The organism is Lamprocystis purpurea DSM 4197 (assembly GCF_000379525.1).
Taxonomy (GTDB): domain Bacteria; phylum Pseudomonadota; class Gammaproteobacteria; order Chromatiales; family Chromatiaceae; genus Thiodictyon; species Thiodictyon purpureum.
On the sequence record NZ_KB902522.1, the window covers coordinates 32,387 to 51,649 of the forward strand.

The 19,263-nt window shown below is 60.7% G+C and carries 19 protein-coding genes; 10 read left to right on the forward strand and 9 right to left on the reverse strand.

All coding sequences use genetic code 11. The features are described from left to right. Window positions 1-9: 9 nt before the first annotated feature. Window positions 10-1,797: an SLC13 family permease gene (locus A39O_RS0122545; RefSeq protein ID WP_020506935.1), complete on the reverse strand. Its 1,788-nt coding sequence runs from the start codon at window positions 1,795-1,797 to the stop codon at window positions 10-12. A gap of 4 nt (window positions 1,798-1,801) precedes the next feature. After that, entirely contained in the window at window positions 1,802-2,395 is a 594-nt protein-coding gene (locus A39O_RS0122550; RefSeq protein ID WP_020506936.1) for a hypothetical protein, read from the reverse strand. Between the two features lie 112 nt (window positions 2,396-2,507). Between A39O_RS0122550 and A39O_RS0122555 the strand changes: the two genes are divergently transcribed. From A39O_RS0122555 to A39O_RS34675, 6 genes are all read left to right on the forward strand, one after another. After that, a complete protein-coding gene (locus tag A39O_RS0122555; RefSeq protein ID WP_020506937.1) occupies window positions 2,508-3,182 on the forward strand; it encodes a Fe2+-dependent dioxygenase in 675 nt (224 codons plus the stop codon). After that, a complete protein-coding gene (locus tag A39O_RS0122560) occupies window positions 3,179-4,081 on the forward strand; it encodes a gluconeogenesis factor YvcK family protein (protein WP_020506938.1) in 903 nt (300 codons plus the stop codon). Before A39O_RS0122555 ends, A39O_RS0122560 begins: the two co-directional genes overlap by 4 nt. 1 nt (window position 4,082) lies before the next feature. Next, a complete protein-coding gene (locus tag A39O_RS0122565) occupies window positions 4,083-6,317 on the forward strand; it encodes a glucan biosynthesis protein (RefSeq protein ID WP_020506939.1) in 2,235 nt (744 codons plus the stop codon). A 96-nt stretch (window positions 6,318-6,413) separates the two neighbouring features. Further along, complete coding sequence (locus A39O_RS0122570) at window positions 6,414-7,019, forward strand: Uma2 family endonuclease (protein ID WP_020506940.1); 606 nt, start codon at window positions 6,414-6,416, stop codon at window positions 7,017-7,019. A 197-nt stretch (window positions 7,020-7,216) separates the two neighbouring features. Continuing rightward, window positions 7,217-8,275, forward strand: a complete 1,059-nt coding sequence (locus tag A39O_RS37000) for a trypsin-like peptidase domain-containing protein (protein ID WP_020506941.1) — start codon at window positions 7,217-7,219, stop codon at window positions 8,273-8,275. Between the two features lie 147 nt (window positions 8,276-8,422). Then, window positions 8,423-8,629: a PDDEXK family nuclease gene (locus A39O_RS34675; protein WP_040528500.1), complete on the forward strand. Its 207-nt coding sequence runs from the start codon at window positions 8,423-8,425 to the stop codon at window positions 8,627-8,629. Window positions 8,630-8,982: 353 nt separating this feature from the next. On the opposite strand, the gene A39O_RS0122585 is transcribed toward A39O_RS34675, so the two are convergent. The 7 genes from A39O_RS0122585 to A39O_RS34685 form a co-directional block, all read right to left on the reverse strand. Further along, window positions 8,983-9,582, reverse strand: a complete 600-nt coding sequence (locus A39O_RS0122585; protein ID WP_026199657.1) for a zeta toxin family protein — start codon at window positions 9,580-9,582, stop codon at window positions 8,983-8,985. Continuing rightward, entirely contained in the window at window positions 9,569-9,760 is a 192-nt protein-coding gene (locus A39O_RS0122590; RefSeq protein WP_169338479.1) for a hypothetical protein, read from the reverse strand. Before A39O_RS0122590 ends, A39O_RS0122585 begins: the two co-directional genes overlap by 14 nt. A gap of 105 nt (window positions 9,761-9,865) precedes the next feature. Then, the gene (locus A39O_RS42875) at window positions 9,866-10,189 is read right to left on the reverse strand and encodes a hypothetical protein (RefSeq protein ID WP_020506945.1); all 324 of its coding nucleotides are present in this window, start codon (window positions 10,187-10,189) and stop codon (window positions 9,866-9,868) included. 337 nt (window positions 10,190-10,526) lie between these two features. Then, window positions 10,527-12,176: a chaperonin GroEL gene (gene groL, locus A39O_RS0122600; protein ID WP_020506946.1), complete on the reverse strand. Its 1,650-nt coding sequence runs from the start codon at window positions 12,174-12,176 to the stop codon at window positions 10,527-10,529. An 83-nt stretch (window positions 12,177-12,259) separates the two neighbouring features. Beyond that, the gene (locus A39O_RS0122605; RefSeq protein ID WP_026199659.1) at window positions 12,260-12,547 is read right to left on the reverse strand and encodes a co-chaperone GroES; all 288 of its coding nucleotides are present in this window, start codon (window positions 12,545-12,547) and stop codon (window positions 12,260-12,262) included. A 122-nt stretch (window positions 12,548-12,669) separates the two neighbouring features. Continuing rightward, window positions 12,670-13,239, reverse strand: a complete 570-nt coding sequence (locus A39O_RS34680) for a Slp family lipoprotein (protein WP_020506948.1) — start codon at window positions 13,237-13,239, stop codon at window positions 12,670-12,672. Window positions 13,240-13,305: 66 nt separating this feature from the next. Beyond that, window positions 13,306-13,929, reverse strand: coding sequence for a Slp family lipoprotein (locus A39O_RS34685; protein ID WP_083924838.1), 624 nt, complete (start codon window positions 13,927-13,929; stop codon window positions 13,306-13,308). A gap of 1,034 nt (window positions 13,930-14,963) precedes the next feature. Here A39O_RS34685 and A39O_RS41145 point away from each other — a divergent pair. The 4 genes from A39O_RS41145 (at window position 14,964) to A39O_RS41155 (ending at window position 18,682) form a co-directional block, all read left to right on the forward strand. Beyond that, a complete protein-coding gene (locus A39O_RS41145) occupies window positions 14,964-15,287 on the forward strand; it encodes a hypothetical protein (RefSeq protein WP_157640343.1) in 324 nt (107 codons plus the stop codon). Between the two features lie 712 nt (window positions 15,288-15,999). Next, a complete protein-coding gene (locus A39O_RS0122620; protein ID WP_020506950.1) occupies window positions 16,000-16,878 on the forward strand; it encodes a hypothetical protein in 879 nt (292 codons plus the stop codon). A gap of 195 nt (window positions 16,879-17,073) precedes the next feature. After that, the gene (locus tag A39O_RS41150; protein ID WP_157640344.1) at window positions 17,074-17,598 is read left to right on the forward strand and encodes a hypothetical protein; all 525 of its coding nucleotides are present in this window, start codon (window positions 17,074-17,076) and stop codon (window positions 17,596-17,598) included. Between the two features lie 658 nt (window positions 17,599-18,256). Next, window positions 18,257-18,682: a hypothetical protein gene (locus A39O_RS41155; protein WP_157640345.1), complete on the forward strand. Its 426-nt coding sequence runs from the start codon at window positions 18,257-18,259 to the stop codon at window positions 18,680-18,682. Window positions 18,683-19,263 lie beyond the last annotated feature (581 nt).

The following is a 19,263-nucleotide window of genomic DNA, read 5'->3' on the forward strand; positions in this document are numbered from 1 at the left end:
TCGTCAACCTCAGAACTTCCAGACCAATGGCACCAGCAGCACCGTCACCGTACCCACCAGCAGGGTCAGTGGCGCACCCACCCGAGTGAAATCCAGGAAGCGGTAGCCGCCGACGTTGAAGACCATGAGATTGGTCTGATAGCCGATCGGGGTGGCGAAGTCGGCCGAGGCGGCGACCATGATGGTCAACATGAAGGGTAAGGGTGAGACCCCCATCCCGGCCGCGGTCTGCAGGGCGATCGGGAACATCAGGACGGCGGCCACGTTGTTGGTCGCAAAGGAGGTCAGGAGCGAGGTGGTCACATAGATCAGGGCCAGGCTGGTCCAGGGATCCTTGGCGGCGAGCCCGACCAGCCCGCCCGCCACCAGGCTGGCGGCGCCGGTTTTCTCCAGGGCGGCGCCGATGCCGAAGGAGGTGGCGATGACGATCAGTACCTGCCAATCCGGCGCCCGACGGGCGATACGGCCGTCGGTACAGCCGGTGATGATCATGAGCCCGGCCGCCAGCAGGGAGGCTTCCAGCATACTGAACCAGCCGATGGTGACCACGGCCACCATGGCCGCGGCGATACCGATGGCCAGCGGGGCGCGCCGATGGTCGACCGGGTGCGAGTCGCCGATGCGGCTGACCAGCAGGAAATCGCGTGAGTTCTTCTGCTGTTCCACGAAGTCCGGCCGGGTTTCCAACAGCAGGGTGTCGCCGGCGGCGAGTTCGATATCGCCGATCTTGCGGTCGATCCGCGCGCCGTTGCGGGCCAGGGCGATGATCACCGCGTCATAGCGATTGCGGAACCGGCCGGCGCGTACGGTATAGCCGACCAGTGGGCATTTGTCGGAGAGCACGGCCTCCACGAAACCGCGCCCGGGTCTGGGGGTATCGAGCTTGAAGACCTGATCCGTGGCCGGAATCAGACCGCGGGTAAGCTGCAAATCCATCACCGAGTCGACGATGCCGACGAACACCAGCCGGTCATCGGCGTGCAGGATCTCCTCCGCCGAGACCGCGGGCAGCACCAGGTCGCCACGCTCGATCTCCGCCAGGAAGAGCCCCGGCAACTGGCGCAGTCCGGCGGCCTCGACACTCTTGCCCACCAGCGGACTGCCGGGTTCGACCAGCATCTCCGCGGTGTACTGGCGCACGTCTTCATAGCTGTCGGCGGCCGGACGGCGGCGCGGCAACAGCCAGTGACCGACGGTGAGCAGATAGATGAAGACGGCGATGGTGACCGGTACGCCGATCCACGCGGGCTCGAACAGGCTCAAGCCTTCGCCGCCCACCCGTTGTGCATACAGCGAATTCACGACCAGATTGGTGCTGGTACCGATCAGGGTGCAGAGACCGCCGGCGATGGTGGCGTAGGACAGCGGAATCAGGAGTCGCGACAGCTCCAGCCGATTGCGTTTGGCCCAGTCCTGGACGGCGGGGATGAAGATGGCAACGACCGGCGTGTTATTGAGAAAGGCACTCAAGACTGCCACCGGCGCCATGACCCGCAGTCGGGCGTGGGTCTCGCCCTTGGGTCGGCCGAGCAATCCCTGGCCGATCCAGTTGACCGCACCCGTCTCGGTGAGACCGGAGACCACCACGTAGAGGACGCCGACGGTGAGCATCCCCTCGTTTGAGAACCCGATCAGCGCCTCGTCGGCCGTGAGGATGCCGGTCACCAGCAACAGCGTCAGGGCGGCGGCGGTCACCAAATCCGGTGCCGCGCGCGTGCCGATGAAGAGCGCAAAACAGCAGGCGACCAACCCGAGGCTGAACCAGCCTTGCCATCCCAAGTGCAGTGCCGCGTCCATGGTGTCAGTCCACGCGTCCGCGTTGCAGCGCCTCGTAGCGCGTCTTGAATGCCTCTTGACGGAGCCTGGCGGCCTCGGCCTCGCTGGCGGCGAGCGGGGCGTCCTGCCAGGTCTGGCTTTCGTGGTCGAAGACGGAGAAGCGCCAGCCCTTACCGACCTTGAAGACCTTGGTGACATCATTGCCGGCCTGCTCCATGGCCGCGAGCTTGCTCAGGCCGCCGCGCGGAGCGCTCGCCGTCCGGACCGGGGTCGGCGCCGCGGCCGCCGGCTGGTGGTCGGCCAGGTTGAAGCGGTTGTTCTGGATCTCGCCATGGATGTCCAATTCGACCGACTCCACCCCGGGCAGGCGGGAGAGGATGTACCCGGCCATGAGCCGGCCGAGTTTGTCGTTTTCCTGCTCCAGCGCGGTCAGGAGCTTGTCCGCAACGATCTGGCACCGCTGCACGCGATCGGGTGCGCCGACCCACTCCCGGCTCATCTGCCGGCCCTGGTCCATGTCGCGGTCCAGTTGCGCAAAAAAAGGCCCGGCCGCGGCGAGCAGCGCATCGGGTACGTTGAGTTCGTAGACTTGATCGTCGATGATGGCTTTGAGAATCATCCGGTCACTGCGCGGGTAGTTGGCTTGGCGTCGATTCTACCGCCGATGGGTCGCGATAGGTCGCGCTGCTTCGGCGTTCATTTGCGGCTCATCGCTCTTCGGGACCTGACTTATGCTCCTGACCATCCCCGGGCTGCTGAATGCGGCCCAACTCGCCAAGATCCACGCCACTCTGGAAGGCGCCGAGTTCGTCGACGGCCGGCTCACCGCCGGGTTTGCCGCCGGTCGGGTCAAGCACAATCTGGAGCTGCGCCCCGAACCGGAGCGGATGCAGCGCCTGATTCGCATTCTCATGGCCAGTCTCGGCCACCATGAGACCTTCCGCTTCGCCTGCCTGCCCCATCGGGTAGCCGATCCGATCTTCGCCCGCTATACATCGGGGATGCGCTACGGTGACCACGTGGATGATGCGATCATGGGCACCCAGGGGCCGCGGTTTCGCACCGATGTCTCGCTGACCTGCTTCCTCAACCCGCCGGATGCCTACGACGGCGGTGAACTGGTGATCCGCACCCCCTTCGGTGACCGTCAGGTCAAGCTCCCCGCGGGCGATGCGGTCGTCTATCCGTCGTCCAGCCTGCACCGGGTGGCGGAAGTCACACGCGGTGAGCGGCTGGTGGCCCTGACCTGGGTGCAGAGTTATGTGCGGGACCCGGCGCGCCGCGAACTGCTCTACGAACTCAACCTGGCGCGGGAGGATCTGCTGCGCGCGGCTCCCGGCACCGCGACTACCGGTTATGTGGACCGTTCCTATGCCAACCTGCTGCGCATGTGGAGTGACCTGTGACGGCGCACCTCGCGGCATTGCGCGGCGTGGTCGCCGTCGGCGGGGGGACGGGATTGGGGCGTACCCTGCGCGCCCTGAGCTTCCTCGGGCCGCGGCTTACCGGCGTCGTGGCCACCACCGACAACGGCGGTTCGACCGGTTGGATTCGCGAACAGGCGGGCGGGATCGCCTGGGGGGATATCCGCAACTGTCTCAATCAGGTGGTGGATCAACAGACCCTCGGGAGCCTGCTCCTGGAGTACCGCTTCGTCGATGCCGGTGAACTGTCCGGACACAGCCTGGGCAACCTCATCATGCTGGCCCTGGATCAGCTCTCGCCGCGTCCGCTGCTTGCCATCGACCTGATCCGCGAATTGCTGGAGGTCGAACTGCGGCTCGTTCCGATGTGCGAGACCGGGTCCCATCTGGCGGCCCGCTATGCCGACGGCCGGCCGGTTCGCGGTGAGTTGCACCTGGACGCCATGACCGAGGTCCCGACGGGGGTTTGGCTCGACCCCGTGGTCGCCGCCACCCCGGAGGCGTTGCAGGCGGTGCTGGGTGCGGATTTGATCCTGTTCGGGCCGGGGAGTTTCATGACCAGCATTCTCCCCGCCCTGTTGTTGCCCGACTTTCGGGCGGCTGTTGCCGCCTCGCCGGCGCAGCGCGTCCTGATCGGCAACCTGCACCCGGAGTGCGGCCCGGTGGGTCTGCTCGATCCGGCGCAACTGCTGCGCTGGACCCGGGAGGTCCTGGGTGCCCAGGTGTTCGATACGCTGCTGTGGCCCGAGTCCCGGCCGGTACCGGTACCGGAACCGGACGGGATCAGGGTGGTGATCGCCGACGTGGCGACGCCGGATCAACTGCGTCACGACCCGCAACTGCTGGTCGGGGCAATCGAGCGTTGTTTAGGAGGTTGCTGAGATGTCCCCTGGTCATAGCGCCGTCTGGCTGGTCTGCGGTCTTGCGTTGTTTGCCCGGGTCCCGCACGCCGCGCCGGAGGCGGCGTTGGACGATGATTTCGCCGCGGTCTGCCGCAGCGCCTTCGCGTTGGCGCAGGAGGCCTATCAGACGCCCGTCTCGGTCGATCTGCCGGCCTTCGACGCACCGGGCGACGGGAACAAGGGGGGCCTGGGGTTGGTGTATGAGGAGTATTTGAAGATCACCGCGCGGCAGCCGCTGTTCGACGACGGCACCCTCTGGGTGCGGTCACGTCCGCGGGGCGGTGTCGAGCGGTTCCCGCTGGAACTGTGGTACACACCAGCGGTGGGTGCCGCCTATCGCAGTCGGCCGTACCGTGCGGACGATTTCGACTATTCCTCACCGGTGATCGAGCCGCCGCTGCCGACGCCGGTGCCGGCGGCCGCCGGGGTGCTGACGGCTCTGGAAATCGGGCGGCGGCTGGCGGAGTCCAAACGGTGGCCGCAGGTCATGTATCTCGGGGGTAATGCCTATGGCCGGCTGAGCGGGCTCACGTCGGTCTTTGGTTCGAGTCTGCGTCTGGCGGCCTTCGATGTCGGGGGCGAGGAGGTCAAGCCGCGCCTCACCCGGATCTATGTCAAGGCCCTGCCGGATGCCCGCCTGGCCCTGTTCGGCGTGATCGAGAGTGCTCCGTTCAACGGCTGCGTCCAGGCTCTGGTGACCCCCGGCTTAGCCAGCCGGATGCAGGTGAGTCTCAAGTTCTATCCGCGCCCGGGCGTCGCGGTTGCTCCCGCGGCCAGGGTGAGCCCGCTGGCCATCAGCAGCATGTTCTGGAAGGGCGAGGCGGCGACCCCCGCCGATCCGGCGGATGAAGCTCATGACGCGGATCAGTTCCTGGTGTGCGGTCAGGGCGCCCTGGGCATCGAGGGCCTGGTACCGGCGCACCATGAATCGCCGGATCAGTTTCGCCGTTTCGACGCTGCACCCTGTTTCGGGTTGATGCAACGTGATCGCGCGCCGGCGCACTATGGCGCCTACGCCATTGCCGGATATGCGCGGCGCGCCAGCTTCTGGTTCGACGAACTCCAGTCCGATCAACCCTTTTCGATCAATCTCTATACCCATGGCACGACCTACGAGGGTGAGGATAACGTGGTGGCCTACGTGGCCTTCCGCGATGCCCTGCCGCCGGCGCCCACCGCGGCGGCAGGCACCCGTTTCAGCTATACGCTGACGGCGACACTGGCCCCGCCGCCTGTGGGGGCGGAGGTGGCGCCGGTCCCCGCGGCTGAAACGCCGCTGTGGTCTGCTTCGACCCTGATGTCCGCCGACGCGCGGCGGGCGGATCTGGTGCTGGATTTCGGCTCCGCGGGCCTCTGGCAGTGGCTCAACGACACCCAATGGAGCCAACTGTCCGAGACTGCGTCGGACGGCCTGGTGCTCGGCGACTTCGATGGTGACAGCGTTGCGGATCTGGTCGTCGACCGCGGTCCCGCGGGGCTGCAACGTCGACTGAACCAGGGTGCCGAGGACGCATTCGAACCACGCCCGGCCCGCCAACTGCTGAGTGGCGATCTTGACGGCGATGGACGCGCCGAGGTGCTTGCCGACTTCGGCGCGGGTGGTCTTGCGGTGCGCAAGCCCAACACCGGCTGGGAAGTCATCCCGGCGCCGCCGGGCGGCGTGCCCCCGACCAACCTGGCGCTCGGCGACCTCGACGGCGATCAGCAGGCGGACCTGGTGGCCGATTTGGGTCCGGCGGGTCTCTGGGCCCTGCTGCATCAGTTGAACGGAACCGTGTGGGTCAAACTGCACTCGGCCGCGACCCAGGGCCTGCTCATTGCCGATATCGACGGCGATGGTCTGGGCAATCTGGTCGCGAATCGCGGCGCCGATGGCGTCTGGATTTCCCGCGATCAGCGATGGGAGCGTCTGCACCCCGGCCCGCCGAAGCACATGGCGGCCGGCGATTTTGACGGCAATGGACGGCTCGACCTCGCCTTCGATCTGGGCGGCGACGGCCTCTGGTTGTGGATGAATGACGGGGTCTGGAGCCGCGTCGACACGATGAGCGCGGATCTCCTGCTGACGGTCGATCTGGACGGCAATGGCGCCGACGACTTGCTGCTGAGTCAGGGAGCGGCTGGAACCAATGTCTGGATGAACAACCAGACGTGGCGGCACCTTCACGACCGTCCGGTCCGGTATGCGGCCGCGGGCCATCGCGATGGGCAATGACGCATCGCCACCGGCCGTCTTGGCAGTCCGAGCGTCCGTGCTAGACTCCCTGTGAACCGCGCCGTTCAGGCGCCACGCTGCCGCGAGGGCATCACTATGGGCTTTACCCCGGATTTGCCGCGGGTGGACCTGCGCGTTCCGCCCGCTGTCAGATTGGATGACGCGCTGTTCTTTGCCATCTGTCAGGCCAATCGGGAGTACCGGATCGAGCGCAGTGCCAGAGGAGATATCCGCATCATGCCGCCAACGGGAGGGATCACGGGGAAACGCAACTCGGATCTGATCATTGATCTGGGTCTCTGGGCCAGACAGAACGGTCGCGGTGTCGTGTTCGATTCGTCGACCGGTTTTGTGCTGCCGAACGGTGCCGTACTTTCACCTGATTGCTCCTGGGTACTGCGCGAGCGATTAGCGCGGCTGAGTGACAAGGAAAAAAAGCAGTTTCTGCCCCTGGCTCCGGACTTCGTTATTGAATTGGCATCGGTGAGCGATCACCGGACCGAACTCATTGCCAAAATGCGCGAATACCGGGCGAATGGCGTGCGGCTCGGCTGGCTGATCCTGCCGACAGCTCGGCAGGTCTATCGTTTTCCCGAGCAAGGGGCGGAGGAGTGCCTGGATGACCCTGGTACCCTAACCGATGAGACGGTCCTGCCGGGTTTCCGGCTGGATCTGTCCGGGGTCTGGGCGGAGGGGTTCTGAGCGGCTCGATTGCGTTCTGCGGCCTTGATCGTAATCCCGGCCGGCGGCGTGCGTAGTCAGGGCTTCCAGCCCTGACGGTGTCAGGCCAGGATGGCCTGACTACGCACCCGGCGAGCCCAAGTGGCCGGAATCTTGATTGAGGCCCGTTCTGCCGCGTGGCTGTCACCATTCATCGTTAGGCTTGGAATTCACGTCACATGAGTCGCATCGGTCGAGCCATCTCCCTGGCGCCGCTGTTGGTTGCGCTGGTCTGCACTCCCGCCTCGGGCGAGGTGTTCAAGTATCAGGACGCCGACGGCAGTTGGCATTTCACCGATCGTCCCCCGCCGGGGGCGCGAGTGCCCCAGCCGTCGCCCGCGGCGGCCGATCAACCCGCTGCGACCCGCGACTTGGCGGAACGGCTGGCCGCCCGCTTTGGCGGCGGTACCCCGGTGCAGCAGGCGACGCTGGCGACCGTTGCGATCAAGGCGCAGTCCGGTGAGGGCGCCGGGTTTTTCATCAGGGAGAACGGCTACATCCTGACGAATCGGCATGTGGTGCGCCCGACAATGGAGCCGGGCGATGACGAGCAGCGGTTGTTCAATGAGATGGAGCGGCGCCTGCGGACGATGGAAACGGAACTCGCGGCGCGCCGTAAGCGTGCGGACGGTGCCGCGGCCCAGCTTGCCGAACTCAAGCGGCAGGGTCAAGGCGGCAGCGCTCAGTCGCGCGCGCTTGCGCGTGAAGCCGAGTACTTCAAATCGGCGACCGTCGACCTGGCGGCCGAGGTGGAAGAAGGGCAGCGCATGCTGAACAAGGCCAAGCTGGACAACAGCGTAAAGAACAGCAGTGCGATGGTACAAAGCACCTTCACCATCGTACTGAAAGACGGAGAGCAACTCACGGCCCGCCTGATCGGCGTCAGCGAGCCCCACGATCTGGCGCTCCTCAAGCTCGATGGCTATCGAACGCCGGCACTGCCGGTCGCCGTTCAGCAATTCCCGGGGCAGGGGGATGCCGTCTATGCCATCGGCAATCCCCTGGGGGTCTCCGACAGCGTGACCTCCGGCCGCGTGACGCGACTGGGAACCGAGCAGATCCTGACCGATGTCCAGTTGCTGCCCGGCAACAGCGGCGGCCCACTGGTCAATGAAGCGGGGGAAGTCATCGCCGTCAACTTCGCCAAGCTCACCCAGGGCGGCGATGCCAACTACCAGGGGTTCGGAATGGCGATCCCGATTGCGATTGCCCGCGCTGCCTTTCCGGAGTTGCGCTGAGCGGGGGGCTTCGATCGATTCGGCCCGCGCGTCAGGCGCTATTCGCGTCAGGATGAAGTGTTACCGGCCGTCTTGGCAGACCGCGCGTCCGTGCTGGACTCATCGAATTGCGCTGCTCAGGCGCCACGCTGCCGCGAGGGCATCACCATGGGCTTTACCCACGATTTCCCGCGGGTTGATCTACGCGTCCCGCCCGCTGTCAGATTGGATGACGCGCTGTTTTTCGCCATCTGTCAGGCCAATCGGGAGTATCGGATCGAGCGCAGTGCCAGTGGAGATATCCGCATCATGCCGCCAACCGGAGGGATCACGGGGAAACGCAACTCTGATCTGATCATCGACCTGGGTCTCTAGGCCAGACAGAACGGTCGCGGTGTCGTGTCTGAGGCGATTTCCGTCAAATATGGGCCATAGCTTCTTGATACCCTGTTCCAAGAGAAATTCTAATCGGGGGAATCGACATGAGCACGCGCCCACAACCGGGCCTTGATCGTAATCCCGGCCAGCGGCGTGCGTCGTCAGGGCTTCCAGCCCTGACGGGGTCAGGCCAGGATGGCCTGACTACGCACCCGGCGAGCCCAAGTAGCCGGAATCTTGATCGAGGCCCACGACCGCAACCTACGCTGTACGAACAGCGCGCCTAACCTGACCACGACTGAAGTAGCCGCCGACAGCGCCCTCTAATCACATATTCCGGACGATCCGGATCAAAGTTCGTCCAAGATAGCCTGCGCCCAGGCGTTGATTGGTCCATAGGTCTTCACCAATTGGCCGTCGGTGGTGCGGAAAAGGAGCCGTGCAAGGCAATCTTCGACTGAGTTGTCATAGACGTAGGCGCGATTTGCCAGACGCACAGCAACCCCGCAGTTGATCAGCGAACGCTTGTAGCGGTCAATGATCTTGGCGATCGGCACATCATGGCCGCCTTGCATGACCCGCAAGGCGACGCGCTTGGCGTTGATCGAGGGGTCATCGGTGCCGACGAAAAATACCCGGACGAAAAACCCTGCGCCCCGCGCGCGGCGGATGAAATCCAGCTTGTCAGGCATGGACAGCACGGTCTCGAACGCAAGGCTACGTCCCTGGGTCAGACAGGTTTCACGTATCTCCGCGGCACGGCGCGCAGCCTGGAGCACGGCCGCTGGGGCATTCCAGTCGCCGAACTCGTCCCGCGCAATGTAATCCGGATTCACATACGCGCAGCCGCCCATCCACTCATGGCGGAGCAGCTGCTCAGTAATAGATGTCTTGCCCGCCCCATTTGGGCCGGCGACCACGATCAGTCGCGGCCTTTCAGGTGCGTTCATGTGTCTGCGGGTCAGCCATGGCAGTCGCGAGCCCTGCTTTCAGGCTCGTCAACAGTTCGCTGCGCACCCGCTCGCCCCGGCGGCGCGCCTCTTCGGCAACGCATTCCATCAGTGCGGCCAGTTGCTCGTCAGTCGGCTCATGCTCAATGTCGTTGAGGTCGAAGTGTGCGGGGTCCATCGTCGGGTCCAGATTGAGTGGGGTCGCATATTTCGCGTGCATATTTATCCGATACACCCGAGATGCGAACAGATTGCCTTGTGTATCCGCTTCAACAGGACGATGTCAGACGGCTGGGGCATCATTCCAGGCATCGTCGTCCGGGTTATCCCAGTCCGCCATGGCGCTGTGCTGTGCGATCATCAGGTCGCGGTCCTCCTGTCGGGCCTGGCGCTGTCGCAGAAACTCAACGAAATTTAGCACTTCCCGCGCAGCCGCGGGATTTAAGGGTTTGACCGATTCGTAGATTTGGGCGGCGAGGTCCATGGATTGGCCGAGGTGAGGCTGGCGGTTGAACGGCAGCGTTACGGTCGTCGATGGTATCACCGGCAGTTGTTCCGGGGCAAAGTCGGCATTGCCGCCAGCAATTCCAAATTTGGGCGGCAGCATTCAGCGTGAAGCCGTCGGCGGGGCTGATGGTGGATGCGCTGCGCTTATCCACCCTACAAAACCTGCAATTTTGTAGGGTGGATAAGGCGCGCCGGGCAATATTCGGGATTCAGCACGTCGGTTGTGCGCGCCGCATCCACCATGGGCCGCAGCGGACTCTCAAATTTGGAATTGCTGTTGCCTCTGGCGAGTTCTCAACGTGGTATTTTCAATCAGTGATGGTCTTGGTTTCGAGCGCTGAGTGTCGATGTCGGTGAGTCGGCGAATGACCGTGATCGCCAAAGAAAAAGCCCCGCCGAAGCGGGGCTTTTTTGGCTCGCGGGAGAAGCCGGTTCGATCAGTAGTCCATATCCCCCATCCCGCCCATGCCACCCATCCCGCCGCCGCCGCCCATGGCCGGCTTCTCATCCTTGGGCAGTTCGGCGATCATCGCCTCGGTGGTGATCATCAGGCCGGCGATGGAGGCGGCGTTCTGCAGGGCATAGCGGGTGACCTTGGTGGGGTCCAGGATGCCCATGGCGACCATGTCGCCGTATTCGCCGTTGGCGGCGTTGTAGCCGAAGTTGCCGGTGCCGCCGGCGACTTTGTTGAGCACCACCGAGGGCTCTTCACCGGCGTTGGCGACGATCTGGCGCAACGGCTCTTCCATGGCCCGGCGGGCGATGGTGATGCCGACGTCCTGGTCCTTGTTGGTGCCTTTGAGGTTGCTGAGTTTGCCCAGCGCACGCACCAGTGCGACGCCGCCGCCGGGGACCACGCCTTCCTCGACTGCGGCGCGAGTGGCGTGCAGCGCGTCCTCGACGCGTGCCTTCTTCTCCTTCATTTCCATCTCGGTGGAGGCGCCGACCTTGATCAGTGCCACGCCGCCGGCCAGCTTGGCCAGGCGCTCCTGGAGCTTCTCTTTGTCGTAGTCGGACGTGGTCTCCTCGACCTGGGCGCGGATCTGCTCGCAGCGGCCCTTGATGTCGGCCTCGGAGCCGGCGCCGTCGATGATGGTGGTCTCTTCCTTGCTAACCTGGACTTTCTTCGCGGTGCCTAGTTCGGCGAGCGTCGCCTTCTCCAGCGACAGGCCGACTTCTTCGGCGATGACGGTGGCGCCGGTGAGGATGGCGATGTCCTGCAGCATGGCCTTGCGCCGGTCACCGAAACCAGGAGCCTTGACCGCGCAGACCTTGATGATGCCGCGCAGGCTGTTGACTACCAGGGTCGCCAGGGCCTCGCCTTCGACATCTTCGGCCACGATCAGCAGCGGCTTGCCGGACTTGGCGACGGCTTCCAGTACGGGGAGCAGATCGCGGATGTTAGAGATTTTCTTGTCGTGCAGCAGGATGAAGGGCTCTTCGAGTTCGGCCTTCTGGGTCTCCTGCTTGTTGATGAAATAGGGCGAGAGGTAGCCGCGGTCGAACTGCATGCCTTCGACGACATCAAGTTCGTTGTGCAGTGACTTGCCTTCCTCGACGGTGATGACGCCTTCCTTGCCGACCTTCTCCATCGCCTGCGCAATGATCTCGCCGATGGAGGCGTCGGAGTTGGCGGAGATGGTGCCGACCTGGGCGATTTCCTTGTTGTCGGAGCAGGGGCGAGAGATGACCTTGAGTTCGGCCACGGCCGCTTCGACCGCCTGATCGATGCCGCGCTTGAGATCCATGGGGTTCATGCCGGCGGCGACCGCCTTGAGACCCTCGCGTACCATGGCCTGCGCCAGCACGGTCGCGGTGGTGGTGCCGTCACCGGCGACATCGCTGGTCTTGGAGGCGACCTGCTTGACCATCTGTGCGCCCATGTTCTCGAACTTGTCCTTCAGTTCGATCTCCTTGGCTACGGACACGCCGTCCTTGGTCACGGTCGGGGCACCGAAGGACTTCTCCAGCACCACGTTGCGGCCCTTGGGGCCAAGCGTGACCTTGACCGCGTTGGCCAGGATGTTGACGCCGTGCAGAATCTTGGCACGGGCTTCGTCACTGAAATGAATTTCCTTTGCGCTCATTGAACGATCTCCTGAAGTTGGAATGGGCCTGAGTGGAATCGGCCCGAGTAGAATCGGATGGATGGGGCGGGCGGCCGGACGCGCTACTCGATGACGCCCATGATGTCGTCTTCGCGCATGACGACGACTTCTTCGCCCCCAACCTTGACCTCGGTGCCCGAATACTTACCGAACAGGACGCGGTCCCCGACCTTCAGGTCCAGCGGACGCAGATCCCCATTGTCCAGCCGCTTGCCTTTGCCCACGGCGAGCACTTCGCCCTGAATCGGCTTCTCGGTGGCGGTGTCGGGGATCACGATCCCGCCGGGCGTGGTGCGCTCCTCCGGCCGGCGGCGGACGACGACACGGTCATTCAATGGTCTGATATTCATAGGGTTATACTCAAAAAGTGGTGTGCGGCCCGCATTTTTGCCGCGAGCGACGATACTGTTAGCACTCATCTTACGCGAGTGCTAATAATTTAAGGGAGATTTCGCGGGCGTCAAGTCCTATCTTAAAACTGCACCCCAACGCCGCCCCCGATCCCGCCGCCGTACCAGCCGCCGCTGCCGCCGCCGATGCCGATGGACACCCAGGGTCGTGGGGTCCCCGACCCGTCGCCGTCGCGGACGGTCTCCGGCCAGAGTGTGACCTTGGCGTTGGCGAGCACCGGAAATCGGTAGGGGGCAGTGCCGACCATACCGTCGCGGATGTCGGTGATCATGCCGGTGGCGGTGACCAGGCGGTCGGGTCGGTAATCCGCGGGCTCCAGAAAGCCGGGGGCGACGACGATGAAGCGGCCGATGGGTTGCTGTCCGACCCGCGGGACGCCGCAGCGGTCCAATGGGTAGCCGATGATTTCGAGTTCAGTGCTGTCTTTGAGATTGCGTGTTGCGCCCAGGGCTCCGCCCCAGCGCAGGCGTTCGCCGGTGTGGCCCTGGGTTGCGCCGACCTGGGCCGGGGTCAAACGGGGGTTGCCGGTCGGTCCGACGCAGTCGGTTGTCGCGCAGCCGGTCAGGATCACCGCGCCGATCAGGGTGCACAGGGCGGCAGCGCCGATAGTATGAGCAGGGTGCGATTTCATGGACACTCCACGCTGTGAACAGAAAGTCGGGCGCGATCACCACCAGGACGCTGGTCGCTCGCCCCGTCAACGATGCCGTGCCCGTCGCGGCGGCCTGAAGTATGGACCATAAGGCCGATACCAGGGGCTGAACCCGGATCTGAACCAGGGATCGTACCAGGGGCCGTAAAAGGGCGAGAATCCCGGTCCATAGTAGACATCGGCGCTCGGCGGGGGTGCCGCGGGCCAGAGGTAGCGATGTTCGACCCGGACGATGGGGTAGAGATAGGGGTAATCACCCACCGGGCGGGTCTCCGTCCCGGTGATGGGGCCGACCACGGTCAGTTCGCGATCCACACCAACCTCCGCCGGGTCGAGAAAACTCCCGACGCGTGCGATGAATCGGCCCTGGCCCTCGCTCCCGGCGCGCGGTGCGCCGACGGCGTCCAGGGGCCGGGCCAGCACCTCGATCTCGGTGTTGTCCGGGTGATTGCGGACGGCGATGATGGTCCCGCCCCAGCGCACCGGTTGCCCGGTGAAGCGCGCCGGGTCGCGCTGGACCTGGGCCAGGTCCACCGTGACGGCGGGCGGAGTGCGGATGGTCGCGGGAATCTGCGAGGCGCAGCCGCACAGCGTCAGCACGGCCAGCACGACCGCTGCGCGTGTCGATGATGGGCGACCAAGCGATACCTTGAGGCGTGTGCTGTACATAAGTGAACAATCGTTGTCGTTGTCGTTGTCGTAATCGAGTTGACAAAACGGCCTTGGATCATCGCCGCGGCCATCGTACACGCTGCATGGTCATTAATCCGCGGCGCGGACCGTACGAATCACTGTTTTCCCATCGGGTCCGCCGCGGTGCGTCCCGGCAAGGGTGCGTCGTCGAGTGGGTGAAAGTCCCACCCAGGTCACCGCTCGCCACTGGCCTGGCAGCGCCTTGCGGCGGGAACTGGCAACAGGCCGTCGATGCGTCGGCACGAGAGGAGACGCGGTGCTAATGGTAACAGGTGGCGCTGACCGTGAAGGCTTAGGTGATTTCCGGGAAAGGATCTACCGCCGTGTAGGGGCGAATTCATTCGCCCCTACAACCCAACAGGCTTTCTGCGCATGTCCAGTCGGGATGCCTATTCACGGAAATCGCCTTAAGCCCTGAAATACCCAAGTTGGAACCGGCCGTCGGTGTCGCCGCACCAGCAGGTAACACCTGTGCAGGCACCTTCAATTCGTCGGCGTGAGCGGCAACTTCCGTTTCCGGAACTTACGGAAACCGTGATCCAGATCACGAAGCCCCACTTGCAAAACAGCGGTGAGACGCGGAAAGTACACACCGAGGGGCGATGGACTTCGGCAGGACCGCCAGCCGATGGGTAGCACCGAGCCACTGGGGGACCCGCGGCAGGGCCCGAAGCGGCCTCAAAAGCGAGCGCGCCCCACGGGGCTCGTGCTAATTCTCAGCGTCATCAGTGGCGCGCGCTGCTTTTTTAGGCCGGACGTTAGGCTCGGTAACTTCGGCAACGGAAATACTATGTATCAAGAAATGTGGGTTAGGCTTTACGACTGCTCCGTAATGCAAAGACGCAGCCATTCCACGAACGAAAAATGCTGGACTTAGGTACCATTTGCGGCTGCAAGAACGCTAACCGCCCGCACCAGCCTGGGCCGCGCGACGAGTGGGTTCCGCCGCCGCACCGGCTTAATCTCATGTGCAAACGTCGTATTTGCTATCTTGAAAAGAGGATATACAGATGGGCTTATTTGATTTTCTAGATCCCGTTCAATCTACAGGTAACTGGGTTGCATCAACTGCTAAGAAAATCACAAGAGGAGATTGGGGAAAGGCTAGAAACGATATTTCGCCATTACTAGTCCAAATGGTGCGAACAAGACCAGGAACACCCGCTTCTGTAGAAGCGGAAATATACAAGAATGAGGTAGATTCGCTATCAAAATTGGGGACAGCTCTACTTATTTCTGAAGCTCGTAGTGTGAATCCTAGCGATATTCCCGGCATTCAAAGTAAGATTTCAAACATATTGAAAGAAAAAGGCATACCGCAAGACTTAATATGAGTCCCGAATTTCGGGGACAGTTTTCTTAATTCAGGGGCATGGGGTCAGGTTTTGCCTTAAGAACAGAGAGCCTAACTTAGTCATTGTTAATAATCTAGTGAATAGTATAGGCAAATAAATGTTAGAGTTGCTAATAGTGCTATTGAGTATCGTGATGCTGATCGGTGGGTACGCAATTGCTCGAGAAACATCATTATTTGGGCCTAGGCATGGTTTTCTTATCAATTGGCAAGATCACCCATGGCGTTCTTTCGAGACCGTCTGTGCGTATATCACAACTGCTTTATTGATTCTTATAGCTATAAAATGGATAATTGGTTTATTCTTATAAATTCCAAGAAGGCTAAAATAAACCAACATCAAGAAACATAATTCTCGCAGAAAAGGTAGTCGGCCTAAATAAACGTGCAGAACAAGATTTCCTCGCTCGCCTAGACGCTATGCCGGTTGAGGAAGCTAGAGAAAAAATACTGAAACATGATTTTGGAGTTTCTCTTGAGCATCCGCACCACCAGCTAGGAATGCAATGCTAGTTACGGTGACAGTTTACTAAATGCACTGAATGCGGATGGGCGTTGAACGCAACCCCGTAATTACTGTATTTAGTAAACTGTCACCGTAATTTGAGGCGCGCTACGACCGGCGGAGCAGAACTCGGGCATCGCAGTAGGCGCGCCCGCTTTAGGCGAAACGTTAGGCCTCTGATCTCCTTATGTCCAATACGGATTCAATCGACCTTAGCTTGCTTGAGAATAGCCATGCCTTCCTCAACGAAGCTGTGGCGAAGGTTCTGGTAGCAACCTCCGACATTCGGCATTGGCAGTTTGCGATCCTCAATCTTGTGCAGTCACTCGAACTAAGCCTCAAAGCTGCTCTCAGTGCAATTCATCCGATTCTGGTCTACGAAGACATCGACAACCCGAAAAACAGCCTGAGTTCCATTCGCGCAATTCAACGACTTGAAAACCCAAAGATCGGCGGGTTCACTTTCTCAGATAGAGACAAGACAAGGATTCGGAGTGCTATTAAAGTGCGGAATGAGGTTACCCATTCGGGCTTCAATTTTACTGGTCAGCACGCCGCAGCAAATTTCTTCGAGATATTTGCCTTTGTGTCCGATTTCCAACGACGTCGTCTCAACACCGATGTAGCCGATCTAATTCCGTCCGAGAACTTCCAACAGCTTTTACAGATTCGGAGGCTCCTTGATGAGTTAGTGTTAAGAGCCAAGAACCGAATTGCTGAAGAAGAAGTCGATGGCAAGTTCGTATGGGCATGTCCGAATTGCGGAGAGGACACCTTTGTCATCGAAGACGGCGCCGATATCTGCTATGTGTGCTCCCATGCGGAGGCTGTAGTTGAATGCGCGCACTGCGAGCAGTTGAATTTCGAGTCCGCCATGGAGTCGTTTTTCGAGTCTCTCGACACAGACTACGATGAGGGACGGACCGTTATGCATAACTCCTATGGCTACAGCAACTTCGAGGCCTGCCCCGATTGCGTCTCGAAGATCATGCGAGATATTCAAGAGCAGCGAGTGCAAGAAGAATTTCATCGGCTGGAAGAGGAGTATCACCATAGAAACGCCTAACAGAGTTCCCGCGAATTCCGGGGGCAGTTTACCTAATTCCCAGGGAAAACGGGCCAGGCTCTGTTACGAATCCAATAATTGCCTTACGAACACCCAAAGAGCGAGCGCGCTATCAGGGTTCGAGTTGGTTTGTAGGGTCCGTGGGTGGTGCGTGCTGGCTCGGGGAACACGTTATGCAATTCAAGTGAGGTCAGTGTGTACCTGAAAGCCGGAGACGAATATGCAGATGGCGAAATGGCGCTACTCGCCGATCTGCTGGCCATGGTCGATAAGGAGATACTCCGAGTTCAAGAAAAGATTAAGGCATCCAAAGATCCTGAAACAGACGGATTATTGGATCGCGGGGAGTACTTCGTTGGCATAGGAGTAACTGCAATTCAACAATATTTTTCCGATACCTTGACGCTGACGGGCATTGATAAAAAAACCGCATTAGAACTTGGTCCGAAGCACTCTAAGAACTATTCCATTTTTCAGGTTATCAACGCAGCGGCAAACTATTGGAAGCATTCGGCTGAGTGGTATTCAGAATCAGAATTGAGAAAGGACGCGCAGCGCACGATTCAGGTTGTATCTGAGGTTTCAGGCACTAATTACTACATGCTCTACAATTCACTTCACGCATTACTCCGTAGTTCAGATGTCACCCTATGCTCTTTGCTGCCCATGCTAGTTCTTTGGCGAACTGCTGTCGATGGAGAGAGGCAAAGGAATGCATAAAACGGCGCTCCAGCCGACGTCAGGCCGCGATGCGGACTTTCTCGGCTTAGCTTGGACTTAAGTATTGGCTGTGCCACTTAGTAAAGACAATCTATGCGAGGCAACGTGAACGTTAGATATGCGATCCAGGCTGGCTGGCCAAATCAATTAAATTTGCATCAGCGGGTTTCTGCGTTTACCCACGCTGGTAGGGTTGCTTCGTTCAAAATAGGTATTACTAGCGACCCAGGCAGAAGGGCGTCCGTATATACAGCTAATGGGACTCGATACGAAGAAATGGTTGTACTTTATAGTACAAGTTCGAAAAGAAATGTTCGAGAGATGGAGCAAATATTAGTCCAATATTTCAGAGAGAATGAGCGCATGGATAATGATAATGCTGGCGGCGGCGGGCTTATTTGTGAGGATGGCCCTTATTATTTATATATAACTCTACGAAAACCATAACCGGTCTGAGATCAATTATAACTTCAATGTAAATTACGGTGACAGTTTACTAAATGCATTCTTTACTTAATTCCAGAACCAAGAAAAGCATAAAGAATGCCTAACTCTCGGCCAAAGAGCGAGCGCGCGCCACGGGCGTTGCGCTGGTTTGCAGGTTCATCGGTAGCGCGCGCCGCTGGCCTGAACGTTAGGTTCCACAAAGATCAAAGCCATGAAACATAAACCAATTTCCAGCTTGTTCGCCTTTGTAGCAGCATGTTCCGTTGCGGCTGCTGTAAACGCGGATTCTCTTGCGTATGTTGCATCATTAACTCTTGAGGATACTGCCGGCAACGTAAAGACGCAATTAGAAAGAACGACGCAAGGAAATTGTGATCGCAAACTAAAAGCCATTACCAGAGACGCAAACGCGCAGCCAGGCATTACCCGCATCGTAAGCTCAAAATGCGGCGAAGTAACGGCTCTAATTGGCTTCTTTGAAAGAAAGAGCATGGGAGTCCCCTACATTACTATCGGTGATAATAGCGTTTTGATTTTACGTGGCGCAAATGAAAATGTTTGCAATAACGCAGCTCTGCTAGTCAGGCAAATGGGCAACAACTCAGCATGTATATTTCCAGTTAAAGTGTACGAGTAAAAACGAAGTGAAAAATGCACACGAAATAGGGGACAGTGCGGCCTGGCAAGGCCGCGTGTTCTAGCGGGTGAGAGTCCCGCCTGGGTAATCGTGAGCCCAGTATCGAGCCTTGCGGCGTGACCGGTAACGGGCACGTCGATGCGTAGGCACGAAAGCAGGCGAGGTGCAAAGGTAACGGGTGATGCCGACCCTGAAGGTGTTGAGCCCCGAAAATTTTGGTTGGCGAGTGCCGACAGCTAAAGGGGTCAGAGCCTGAGCTATCCCCACGAAATCACTTTCTCTATCAGCTAGATAGATACGCATCAAGTGGCTGGCAGAGGCCCTGACGCCGGGGTTCCGCTAACCTACTGATGTCTCGCTCAAGTTCGTGGGGATACCTCAGGGTCAGAGCCCTTTAATTCGGCTAGCCGGCTGAGCTAAAGGGGTCAAAGCTAAAGGGGTCAAAGCCCTTTAATTCGGCTAGTCGGCTGAGAAACGCCTATGCAATTGCCTAACGAACGCCCAAAGAGCGAGCGCGCGCCATCAGGGTTCGAACTGGCTTGCAGGGTCCGTGGGTGGCGCGCGCCGCCTTGGGCTCCACG

Excerpts from the sequence above, each read along its gene's own strand:
- A39O_RS0122565 (WP_020506939.1), top strand. The coding sequence starts at position 4,083 with ATGTCCCCTGGTCATAGCGCCGTCTGGCTGGTCTGCGGTCTTGCGTTG.
- A39O_RS0122585 (WP_026199657.1), bottom strand. The coding sequence starts at position 9,582 with ATGAACGCACCTGAAAGGCCGCGACTGATCGTGGTCGCCGGCCCAAAT.
- A39O_RS0122555 (WP_020506937.1), top strand. The coding sequence starts at position 2,508 with ATGCTCCTGACCATCCCCGGGCTGCTGAATGCGGCCCAACTCGCCAAG.
- A39O_RS0122620 (WP_020506950.1), top strand. The coding sequence starts at position 16,000 with ATGTCCAATACGGATTCAATCGACCTTAGCTTGCTTGAGAATAGCCAT.
- A39O_RS41155 (WP_157640345.1), top strand. The coding sequence starts at position 18,257 with ATGAAACATAAACCAATTTCCAGCTTGTTCGCCTTTGTAGCAGCATGT.
- A39O_RS0122545 (WP_020506935.1), bottom strand. The coding sequence starts at position 1,797 with ATGGACGCGGCACTGCACTTGGGATGGCAAGGCTGGTTCAGCCTCGGG.
- A39O_RS41145 (WP_157640343.1), top strand. The coding sequence starts at position 14,964 with ATGGGCTTATTTGATTTTCTAGATCCCGTTCAATCTACAGGTAACTGG.
- A39O_RS0122550 (WP_020506936.1), bottom strand. The coding sequence starts at position 2,395 with ATGATTCTCAAAGCCATCATCGACGATCAAGTCTACGAACTCAACGTA.
- A39O_RS34685 (WP_083924838.1), bottom strand. The coding sequence starts at position 13,929 with ATGTACAGCACACGCCTCAAGGTATCGCTTGGTCGCCCATCATCGACA.
- A39O_RS0122590 (WP_169338479.1), bottom strand. The coding sequence starts at position 9,760 with ATGGACCCCGCACACTTCGACCTCAACGACATTGAGCATGAGCCGACT.
- A39O_RS42875 (WP_020506945.1), bottom strand. The coding sequence starts at position 10,189 with ATGCTGCCGCCCAAATTTGGAATTGCTGGCGGCAATGCCGACTTTGCC.
- groL (WP_020506946.1), bottom strand. The coding sequence starts at position 12,176 with ATGAGCGCAAAGGAAATTCATTTCAGTGACGAAGCCCGTGCCAAGATT.
- A39O_RS34680 (WP_020506948.1), bottom strand. The coding sequence starts at position 13,239 with ATGAAATCGCACCCTGCTCATACTATCGGCGCTGCCGCCCTGTGCACC.
- A39O_RS34675 (WP_040528500.1), top strand. The coding sequence starts at position 8,423 with ATGGGCTTTACCCACGATTTCCCGCGGGTTGATCTACGCGTCCCGCCC.
- A39O_RS0122570 (WP_020506940.1), top strand. The coding sequence starts at position 6,414 with ATGGGCTTTACCCCGGATTTGCCGCGGGTGGACCTGCGCGTTCCGCCC.
- A39O_RS0122605 (WP_026199659.1), bottom strand. The coding sequence starts at position 12,547 with ATGAATATCAGACCATTGAATGACCGTGTCGTCGTCCGCCGCCGGCCG.
- A39O_RS37000 (WP_020506941.1), top strand. The coding sequence starts at position 7,217 with ATGAGTCGCATCGGTCGAGCCATCTCCCTGGCGCCGCTGTTGGTTGCG.